Origin of the sequence: Vibrio ichthyoenteri ATCC 700023 (genome assembly GCF_000222605.1) — a bacterium.
GTDB classification, from domain to species: Bacteria; Pseudomonadota; Gammaproteobacteria; order Enterobacterales; family Vibrionaceae; genus Vibrio; species Vibrio ichthyoenteri.
On sequence record NZ_AFWF01000019.1, the window covers coordinates 1 to 3810 of the forward strand.

The 3810-nt window shown below is 42.3% G+C and carries 4 protein-coding genes; 3 read left to right on the plus strand and 1 reads right to left on the minus strand.

What is annotated here, in order from left to right:
* The first annotated feature begins 353 nt into the window (after nt 1–353).
* Nucleotides 354–797, plus strand: coding sequence for a hypothetical protein (locus RH85_RS02710; protein ID WP_241210346.1), 444 nt, complete (start codon nt 354–356; stop codon nt 795–797).
* An 85-nt stretch (nt 798–882) separates the two neighbouring features.
* Complete coding sequence (lhgO, locus tag RH85_RS02715) at nt 883–2100, plus strand: L-2-hydroxyglutarate oxidase (RefSeq protein WP_006710652.1); 1218 nt, start codon at nt 883–885, stop codon at nt 2098–2100.
* Between the two features lie 62 nt (nt 2101–2162).
* On the opposite strand, the gene RH85_RS02720 is transcribed toward lhgO, so the two are convergent.
* On the minus strand, nt 2163–2525 hold the full coding sequence (locus RH85_RS02720) for a cystatin family protein (protein ID WP_006710653.1): 363 nt from the start codon (nt 2523–2525) through the stop codon (nt 2163–2165).
* A gap of 290 nt (nt 2526–2815) precedes the next feature.
* On the opposite strand from RH85_RS02720, the gene RH85_RS02725 reads away from it, so the two are divergent.
* The gene (locus RH85_RS02725) at nt 2816–3649 is read left to right on the plus strand and encodes a DUF6279 family lipoprotein (RefSeq protein WP_006710654.1); all 834 of its coding nucleotides are present in this window, start codon (nt 2816–2818) and stop codon (nt 3647–3649) included.
* Nucleotides 3650–3810 lie beyond the last annotated feature (161 nt).

Sequence of the window (3810 nt, forward strand, 5' to 3'; positions counted from 1 at the left end):
TTGAACTCATTTACAGTATTTTCAATAGGTGTTGATTTAACTCAGACAACACCTATTGAGATAGGTTCTTAGGCTGTTACCATTCTGCCGCTGAAAATTAGGCGTTTACGTTTTACTATTTAAGTCGCATCAAAAGATATTGAGGTGTTAATGAAGATTCAGTGGAGAACATGGTTTTCTATACCTAATTACATTCTATTATCTCTTTATATACCGACAATACTTCTTTTGTTTTTGGCCGGGGCTGTCAGTATTAAGATGAATATTCCGTTTGAGGTTTTCACCAAAGATCCGCTTTCTTTCTCAGGAGCAAATCCGCTAACGGGGGTGATCTCTAATATAGGGATTATATTTTGGTCTTGCTCGGCGGCCATTTGTTTTTTTCCTTCGTGTTTTTAAAACTCAATGGTTATGCTGCAAGCAATAGTTTATTCCTATTTTCCGGTGGGATGATTAGTTTAATTCTGCTGCTAGACGATTGTTTTATGTTACATGAAGTGATTTATCCTGAATGGTTAGGGATTCCGGAAAAAGCAGTAATGGCAAGTTACGCATTAATATTACTCGCTTATCTTTTTCAGTTTCGTCGTAAAATACTCAGTTCAGATGTGACTTTGTTATTGGTGTTTTTTACTACGTTTGGCTTTTCAGCAGTAGTGGACAATTTATTACCAATCTCTTTGCTTTCATTACATTTTTTGCTTGAGGATGGGGCAAAATTCATCGGTATCATGAGTTGGTTCGGATACCAATCTTTGGTTTGTTTTACCGAGTTAAAGCTCACTATAGTCAAATAACACTTAGCTCTGTATGGTGAGTCAAAGATTACGCGTGTCTGGTTTGATACGATGTTTCGATTGAACAATAAAGAGCGACGATGGAATGTACGACTATATTATTGTGGGTGGTGGCATTATTGGCGCGTCTACTGCGTGGCAATTGCAAAAACAGATGCCAACTAAACGGATTCTTTTAGTCGAAAAAGAATCTGGCTATGCCTGTCATCAAACGGGGCACAATAGCGGCGTGATCCATGCGGGCGTCTATTATACGCCAGGCTCGCTTAAGGCGGATTTTTGCGTTAGGGGCGCACAAGCTACGAAACGGTTTTGTCAGCAGCATTCTATTCCTGTTGAAGAATGCGGTAAGTTGATTGTCGCGACCAATTCATTAGAAATGAAACGAATGGCCGTTCTTTATCAACGCTGCGCGCAAAATGGTATAGCAGTCGAATTACTAGACGAGCTGCAGCTCAAGTTAGCCGAGCCGAATATTATTGGTTTGGGGGCTATTCGAGTTGCGCAAACTGCGATTGTCGATTATCAAAAAATCACCGAAACGATGATCTCGGAATTTATTGCGTTAGGCGGGGAAGCGAGATTAGAGACAGAGATTGTCGCTATCAATGAATTAGAAGATGAGGTTCAATTGACTTGTGCTTCTGGCGCCCAAACGCTTCAATTAAATTGCCAATATTTAATCACATGCGCAGGTCTAATGGCGGACCGGATAACCAAGATGCTCAATATCGATTTGGATTTCCAAATCATTCCTTATCGTGGTGAATATTTTAAATTATCAGCCCAGCACAACCAGATTGTTAACCATCTTATCTATCCAGTTCCTGACCCTGAACTGCCGTTCTTAGGTGTTCATTTGACCCGAATGATCGATGGTTCTGTAACGGTAGGGCCAAATGCAGTTCAAGGTTGGAAACGAGAGGGTTATGGGCGGTTCAATCTTAGTGTTAGAGATACTCTGCAGATGTTGAGTTTCCCCGGTTTTTGGAAGGTCTCTTGGGCAAACTTAAAAACGGGTATCGATGAATGGGTTAACTCGTGTTGGAGACGAGGCTATTTAAAGCGGGTAAACAAGTATTGCCCGGCAATTCGGTTGGAAGATTTACGACCTCATCCCGCGGGGATTCGAGCTCAAGCAGTTACTAAAGATGGCCAGTTAGTGCATGACTTTTTGTTTAGTGAAAGTGCTCGTAGTCTTAATGTTTGTAATGCGCCCAGTCCAGCAGCAACATCGGCAATTCCTATTGGTGAATATATTTGCCACAAAGCTAAGGAAAAGTTTCAAGCGAATAAGCATTAGAGACACAGCTTAACGATGCGTTAAAATGTGTCTCTCGTTGGCTTAAACCGTGAGGCGGGTGTTTAAGGGCACAATTTCCCTTGTTTCACCACGCTATCTATCATGTAGTCTCCACGAATATTTCGATAAACAATCGCATGCCAAGTTTCACCATTTTCAAGCTCAATCTCGATAGCATAGTTGGTACCATTAACGACTTGGCTACGTACTTGATTGACCTGCTTTAGCGGTGAAGCGGTATTCATTCGATCCATTAAGGTGGCAACGGCCTTATCGACCTCCGGTGTCATTTCAGCGACTTTCCAACCTCCGGCGAGCATTTTATTTTGACAGATTGGTGAAGTACTTTCTTGTGGTTCAGGCTGAGTGGCACAACCTGCCAGTGTTAGTGTGGCAAGTGTCGCGACAACAAGTAATTTCTTCATATTTATTTTCCTTCCGATCGGACTTATAAGCAGCCGAGAACGAGTGAGGCCTTGTTATAATTTGAATGCAGTATGGGGTATTGTCAAAAATATCGCTGTGACTTTGGTCAGTTTGATGTCAATTTTACGTATCTATTTACGTTGTGCTCGGCCTCGCACTGTTTTGAAACAGTGGCTTAGCTGGCAATGCGCTAGGGTGTTGAAGGTTTATACTGATAGAAACGCGGCATTGCGGGTAAGGTAGGATCGGCAAAGCCAAATAGGGACGTTTGATTCGCGTAGGAGGCGATATGAGGTGCTGGGTAATTTGGTTGGCGATCTGTTTGTCATTAAGCGGCTGTGGCACTAAGTTGGTTTATGAAAACCTTGATTGGCTAACGATCCGCTACGTTGAGGAGTTTGTTGAGCTTGATAGGGAACAACAAAGTCATCTTAGCGAGGCGATTAACAATGCAAGTGAATGGCATCGCAGTGACGAAATTCCAGCTTATATTGAAGAGTTAGACCAATTACTGCTAATTTCGCCAGACCAATTTTCTCTAGAGCAATTTTATTTGCACGAGGAACGTTTACGTGGTTTCTCTGTTCGCTTGTTGGATGAGTTTTTCCCGGCGATTACGGCGCTCGTTGCAAAGATGAGTGATGAGCAAGTTGAGCAATTTATGGATACGTTGCGTGTTCGCCACATTAAATTCAAACAACAGAAACAAATAGATGATAAATCAGAGTGGACTGAACGCTATCAAAACAGAATTTCAGAAAATTTGTCTGACTGGGTTGGACCATTGACGCCACTACAGCAAACGTTTGTAGAACAATGGGCGAGTGAATTGTTGGTTACGACACCGTTGTGGTTTGAGTACCAAACTCAGTTGCGAGTTGAGTTGGTTAACATTTTTTCTCATCGTCAGAATACGGAGCAACTACCGATCCTATTACGACAGTTGCTTTATACGCCTGAGCAGTTCTATTCGGCAGAACTCGCGGCTCGCATCACGCATAATAGTGATATCGGACGCGCTTATCTCATCAAAATTATTAATGTCATGACAGAGAAGCAGACGTTGTATTTTCGTCAAGAAGTCCAAGATTGGCGAGATATTCTTGCGCAGATAGTGAGGTAATACACGGCTAAAGTGGCATGGGCTTTCTTTATATAGGCGTGTAGAGTCAAGGCTTCTCTCGATACCTAGAACATGTATCAAGTTCAATGTCGTTAGTTTGGCGCATAAAGTCGCAGCTAGCATACAGCTAAGGAAGGCGGATGGATTGGTGGTTACTGTTC